This is a genomic window from Blautia sp. CAG:237 (assembly GCF_000436615.1).
Taxonomy (GTDB): domain Bacteria; phylum Bacillota; class Clostridia; order Lachnospirales; family Lachnospiraceae; genus Blautia_A; species Blautia_A intestinihominis.
The window spans coordinates 39,480-45,557 of sequence record NZ_FR886736.1 but is presented as its reverse complement, the minus strand read 5'-3'; the positions used below and the strand labels follow the sequence as shown (position 1 = coordinate 45,557).

Sequence of the window (6,078 nt, the reverse complement as noted above, 5' to 3'; positions counted from 1 at the left end):
AAAAAGGCGGTATCCCGCCAGATTTCAGATGCTCTGGTCTCTGGTAACTTGTTGCCGAGTAGTTCACAGACTAGCCAATATATGTGTTTGAAACATCTGGTAAATCCAAAAACTTCCCACACCGATATGGTATGGGAAGTTTTTGAATATTATTTCTGGTAAAATTCCTGAATACGATCCATCTGGGATGTCATATTGGAAAAAAGTGCATCCACGACCGCCAGGGCGCACATGGACTCTACAACAACAACGGCTCTCGGCACGATAACAGGATCATGGCGGCCATGGATCTCAAGAGAAGTTTCCTCTCCGCTGTCTGTGACGGTATTCTGTGGCTGGCTGATCGATGGGGTCGGTTTGACCGCAGCGCGGAGGATGATCTCACTTCCGTCACTCATTCCACCCATAATGCCGCCGGCGTGATTGGAATTCTTGGTGATCTGTCCGTTTTCCATATGGAAACCATCGTTGTCCTCGGAGCCTTTCATCGCAGAAACCTGGATTCCATCGCCAATCTCCACCGCTTTGACAGCACCGATCGACATGACTGCCTCGGCAAGAACGGCGTCCAGTTTTTCAAAGACCGGATTTCCGAGACCGGCAGGAACGTTTTTGATTCGGCATTCGATGATACCGCCTGCGCTGTCCTGATTCTTCATGCATTCTTCTAGATAAGCCCCTGCTGCCTCGGCTGCCTTGGCGTCCGGCATATAGAAAGCGTTTTTGCTGATCTCTTCTGCATCAAAACTTTCGATCTTTACAGGTCCAATAGATTTGGTGTAGGTGTAGAAAGAGATCTCGAGAGTTTCAAGAATCTTTGCTGCGATCGCCCCTGCTGCCACACGACCGATCGTCTCACGTCCTGAAGAACGGCCGCCTCCGCGGTAATCACGGAAACCATATTTGGCATCAAACGTAAAATCGGCATGTCCCGGACGATAGGTGTAAGCAATGTTGCCGTAATCCCTGGAACGCTGGTCTGTGTTTCTGACTATGAGTGAGATCGGAGTTCCGGTTGTTTTTCCCTCAAAGACACCAGAGAGGATCTCTACAAGATCGCCTTCCTTACGTGCGGTGGTGTAGCGGCTCTGACCAGGCTTACGGCGGTCAAGGAATTTCTGGATATCTTCTTCGTTGAGAGAAAGACCGGCAGGGCAGCCGTCTACGACAGCTCCGAGAGCCTTGCCATGGGATTCTCCCCAGGTGGTAACGGTAAAATGATTCCCAAAACTTGATTTATTCATAAATATATGATTCCTTCCTGAAATATACTGTCCGATATGGTAAAAACCATGCAGACAACCATATTTTAACACGTTAACCCGTGAAAAACAACAGGATAGACAAGGTTTCCGGTGCTTCTATTAAAATTGTGTAAATCCAAAACGGTTGGAATTGACAAAGAACAACACACAACTTATAATGAAAATTGTGTTTGACCTATGGGTTAACAAAAGTTGCTGTGAATGAAATGAGCGGCAACAGACAAATAAGAGTGGAAGGGGAGTGGAATCGTGGTTAGAATGTTTCGAACATCAGATGGAGCGATCCATGAGATTCAGGAACCGCAGGACGGCTGCTGGGTTGCACTGACAAATCCGACAGCGACAGAGATTTTTGAAATTTCAGAACAGTTCCAGATTGAGGTCGACGACCTGCGAGCTCCTTTGGATGAGGAAGAGCGTTCCCGTATCGAGGTAGAGGACACTTACACACTGATCCTGGTGGATGTCCCGATGATCGAGGAGCGTAATGATAAGGACTGGTATGGTACTATTCCGCTTGGTATCATTGTCACAGACAAAATGATCTTTACGATCTGCCTGGAAGACACACAGGTACTGACGAGATTTATGGAAGGGCGTGTCCGCAATTTCTTTACTTATATGAAGACACGTTTTATCCTGCAGATCTTGTACAGAAATGCAAGTATGTACCTGCGCTATCTGCGTATTATTGACAAGAAGAGTGAACAGGTGGAGGAGAAACTACACTTTTCACCGCGAAATCAGGAGCTGATCGAGCTTCTGGAACTGGAGAAATCACTGGTATACTTTACGACATCTCTTCGTTCCAATGAAGCTGTTCTGGAGAAACTGATCAAGATCGAGAGCATCAAGAAGTATCCGGAGGACACCGAACTTCTTGAGGATGTTATCATCGAGAACACGCAGGCGATCGAGATGGCGAATATCTACAGTGGTATCCTTGCCAACATGATGGATGCGTTTGCGTCAGTTATTTCCAACAACCTGAATGACGTCATGAAGATCCTGTCTGTGATCACGATCGTTATGAGTATCCCGACGATCGTGTTCAGCGCTTATGGAATGAATCTGAATCCCTCAGGTATGCCGTTTTCCAGCATACAGTGGGGATTCCTGATCGTCATACTGCTTTCGATCGTGGCAAGTATCGTGGCGGCGATCTTCCTGTCAAAAAAGAAATATTTCTAACATTTCTAGCAGGGGGATTCATCTTTCCAAACAGTATAATGACTGAAAAGGAGAAAAAGTGATTTTATGAATTGGATTGATAAACTGGAACGTAAGTTTGGACGATTCGGGGTTGAGAACCTGACGATGTATGTGATCATCTGTTATGTGGTGGGGTATTTTCTGACTTACCTGAATCCGAATCTGATGGATATGATGAGCCTTGATGTGGCAAAGATCCTTCACGGACAGGTTTGGAGACTTGTGACCTGGGTGATCTACCCGCCAAGCACAGGAAATTTCCTGCTGTTTGTGATCTCTATCCTGTTTTTCTATTATCCGATTGGAACTTCTCTGGAACGTACCTGGGGTGCTTTTCGATATACCCTGTATATTTTTTCCGGACTGTTCTTTGTGCTGATCGCCGCTTTTCTGACTTATTTTATAACAGGTGGTTATGTTACGATCGGTGGAGTGAGCTACATGATTGGCGGCGGAGTGTTTACGACATATTACGTCAGCCTTTCTGTATTTCTTGCTTATGCGATGTCATGCCCGGATATGCAGATCCTTTTGTGGTTTGTGATCCCGATCAAGATGAAATGGATGGCGATCGTCTATGGTGCGATCATTCTTTATGATATGATCACTTATCTGAGAATGGGACTCTGGGTATATGTGGTTCCGATCATTGCCTCTCTTCTGAACTTCGTGCTGTTCTTCTTCAGCACAAGAAACATGCAGCGATATAATCCTAAGGAAGTTCACAGAAGAAGAGAGTTCAAGAAAGCGGTCGCACAGAGCAGGGTCAATCCGGCAACAGGCGGTATCACCAAGCACAAATGCGCAATCTGCGGCAGAACAGAGAAGGACGATCCGAACCTGGAATTCAGATTCTGTTCCAAATGCAATGGAAATTATGAGTATTGTCAGGATCATCTGTTTACGCATCAGCATGTGAAATAACAGGTAATAATAAAAACGAGGAGATATACATTATGAAAAAAGAGCCGTTTGTAACATTAGACAAGCTGAAAGAGATTACAGCACAGTATCCGACACCGTTTCATCTCTACGATGAAAAAGGAATCCGCGAGAATGCAAAAGCATTAAAAGAAGCATTCGCATGGAACAAAGGCTTCAAAGAATTTTTTGCTGTAAAGGCAACTCCGAACCCGTATCTGATCCAGATCCTTCAGGAGTACGGCTGTGGCTGCGACTGCTCTTCCATGACAGAGCTGATGCTTTCCAAGGCGATCGGATGCAAAAAAGGTGATATCATGTTCTCTTCCAACGATACTCCGGAAGCAGAATTCCGTTATGCAGATGAGATCGGCGGAATCATCAACCTGGATGATATCACACATATCGAAGCAGTAGAGCGTGCTGTAGGCAAGATACCGGAGACGATCAGTTGCCGTTACAATCCGGGCGGTGTGTTCAAGATCAGCAATGATATCATGGACAACCCTGGAGATGCAAAATACGGAATGACAACAGAGCAGATCTTTGATGCTTTCCGTATCCTCAAATCCAAAGGAGCCAAGAATTTCGGTATCCATGCATTCCTTGCCAGCAATACCGTAACAAATGAGTATTATCCGATGCTTGCAAAAGTAATGTTCGAACTGGCAGTAAAACTTCACGAAGAGACAGGAGCAGACATCAAGTTCATCAATCTTTCCGGTGGAATCGGAATCCCGTACAGACCAGATCAGACTCCGAATGATATCCGAGTGATCGGTGAAGGTGTCCGCAAGGTATATGAGGAAGTTCTTGTTCCGGCTGGAATGGACGACATTGCGATCTATACAGAACTTGGACGTTTCATGATGGGACCGTATGGCTGCCTGGTAACAAAAGCCATCCATGAGAAACACACCCACAAAGAATATGTCGGTGTAGATGCCTGCGCAGTAAACCTGATGCGTCCGGCTATGTATGGTGCATACCATCATATCACCGTTATGGGCAAAGAGGACAAACCATGCGATCATCTCTACGACATCACAGGATCTCTCTGCGAGAATAACGACAAATTTGCGATCGACCGTTACCTTCCGGAGATCGAGATGGGCGACCTGCTTGTAATCCACGATACAGGAGCACACGGATTTGCAATGGGTTACAATTACAATGGTAAACTCAAATCCGCAGAGATCCTTCTCCATGAGGATGGAAGCTTCGAGATGATCCGAAGAGCAGAGACACCGAAGGATTATTTTGCAACTTTCGACAGCTTCCCGATCTATGAGAAACTTCTTGAGGACGAAGATAAACTTTACAAATAATTTTTGTTATTATTACAGATAATTCCAAAAAACACTTGCAGGGAACCGGAAATTATGATAATATAATTTTCGGTTCTTGTGCCGCTGTGGCGGAATTGGCAGACGCACTTGACTCAAAATCAAGCGGGAAACCGTGCCGGTTCGAGTCCGGCCAGCGGCACTTTAAAAGCCTTGAGTTTTCAAGGCTTTTTTCTTTTGTGAGAACTTTCGTGAGAACCACCTGACAACAAATCTTCGAAATGCTCATTTGCGAGTTTGTTCATTTCCTGTGCTTTGTCTGATAGAGCATGTCTGTAAACTGCTTTAAGTGTTCCATCATTTCCCCAACCGCCGCGTTGCATGATATAAACATCTGGAATTCCCAACGCATGAAGAATAGACGCTGAGTAGTGTCTTAGATCATGGAAGCGGAAATGAGGTAAGTTACATTTCTTTAGGCACTTTTCGAATTTGTCGGTAAGCTGTCCTGGATTCAGACTGACAACCCTTCCTGGTCGGCCTGGTAATTTCCTGATCACGTCATCTGGAAAATCGATATATCGATCGCCAGCAAAAGATTTCGGTGTTTTTATGATCCACCGGTTGTCAATCGTGCGGACCATGTTCTTGCAGACATGAATGACATTGCCGTTTATGTCTGAATGTTCCAGAGCACAGATTTCACCGCGCCTCATTGGTCCGAAAGCAGCAAGAAGCACTGGAATTTCCAATTCAGTTCCCTGTACTGCGTTCATAAGAATCTTTACCTCTGCATCAGAAGGAATATACAGCTCAACACGTTTCTTCTTTGGTAAGGCTGTATTTAGCGCCATAGACGGTCTGTATATCCGTAGTACGGCGGATATTAGGCCATGTATGTTACGAACAGTTTTAGGGGATAATTTGACGGCCTCAAGGTTAATTGCTTTTTGAATATCATCTTGAGTGATGTCGTCAATCTTTATATCCATAAGGGATGGAATGTAATTTCGCTGAATTCCCCTGTAATCTCTGATTGTGCAGGGAGAAAGAATATTTTCCCGCGAGGAAATATAATCTTCAAGTGCTTCTCCGAATTTAAGAGTTCCGGCAGTAATTGAGCTTTGCTCCTTACTTGCGGCCCATTCAGCAGCCATCTGTTCACAGATACGTTTTCCTCTCTTGGTTGGATCATCACAAGTGAAAGACTTCCGAATTTTTCTTTTGCCAATAGTTCCGTCGGGTTTAGTGTATTCTTCGGTATGAGAGAGAACCTGACACCTCCATGATCCGGATGGTAATTTCTTTGCAGTTGCCATAATATCATCTTCCTTTCCTAAAATTGGGTACAAAAATAACAGACACACAAACGTTCTGGTTGTATGTCTGTTCCG

General features: G+C 45.0%; 5 protein-coding genes and 1 tRNA gene. 4 read left to right on the top strand and 2 right to left on the bottom strand.

What is annotated here, in order from left to right:
* Window positions 1-149: 149 nt before the first annotated feature.
* Window positions 150-1,244 carry a chorismate synthase gene (aroC, locus tag QZL69_RS07665; RefSeq protein WP_022214635.1) on the bottom strand — a complete coding sequence of 365 codons (1,095 nt, stop codon included), beginning with the start codon at window positions 1,242-1,244 and terminating at the stop codon, window positions 150-152.
* A gap of 270 nt (window positions 1,245-1,514) precedes the next feature.
* On the opposite strand from aroC, the gene QZL69_RS07660 reads away from it, so the two are divergent.
* The 4 genes from QZL69_RS07660 (at window position 1,515) to QZL69_RS07645 (ending at window position 4,886) form a co-directional block, all read left to right on the top strand.
* Window positions 1,515-2,456, top strand: coding sequence for a magnesium transporter CorA family protein (locus tag QZL69_RS07660; protein ID WP_022214634.1), 942 nt, complete (start codon window positions 1,515-1,517; stop codon window positions 2,454-2,456).
* A gap of 66 nt (window positions 2,457-2,522) precedes the next feature.
* Complete coding sequence (locus tag QZL69_RS07655; RefSeq protein ID WP_022214633.1) at window positions 2,523-3,401, top strand: hypothetical protein; 879 nt, start codon at window positions 2,523-2,525, stop codon at window positions 3,399-3,401.
* Between the two features lie 32 nt (window positions 3,402-3,433).
* Window positions 3,434-4,726: a diaminopimelate decarboxylase family protein gene (locus QZL69_RS07650; protein ID WP_022214632.1), complete on the top strand. Its 1,293-nt coding sequence runs from the start codon at window positions 3,434-3,436 to the stop codon at window positions 4,724-4,726.
* Between the two features lie 80 nt (window positions 4,727-4,806).
* A tRNA-Leu gene (locus tag QZL69_RS07645) sits at window positions 4,807-4,886 on the top strand.
* A 19-nt stretch (window positions 4,887-4,905) separates the two neighbouring features.
* On the opposite strand, the gene QZL69_RS07640 is transcribed toward QZL69_RS07645, so the two are convergent.
* Window positions 4,906-6,003, bottom strand: a complete 1,098-nt coding sequence (locus QZL69_RS07640; RefSeq protein WP_022214631.1) for a site-specific integrase — start codon at window positions 6,001-6,003, stop codon at window positions 4,906-4,908.
* Between the last annotated feature and the right edge of the window lie 75 nt (window positions 6,004-6,078).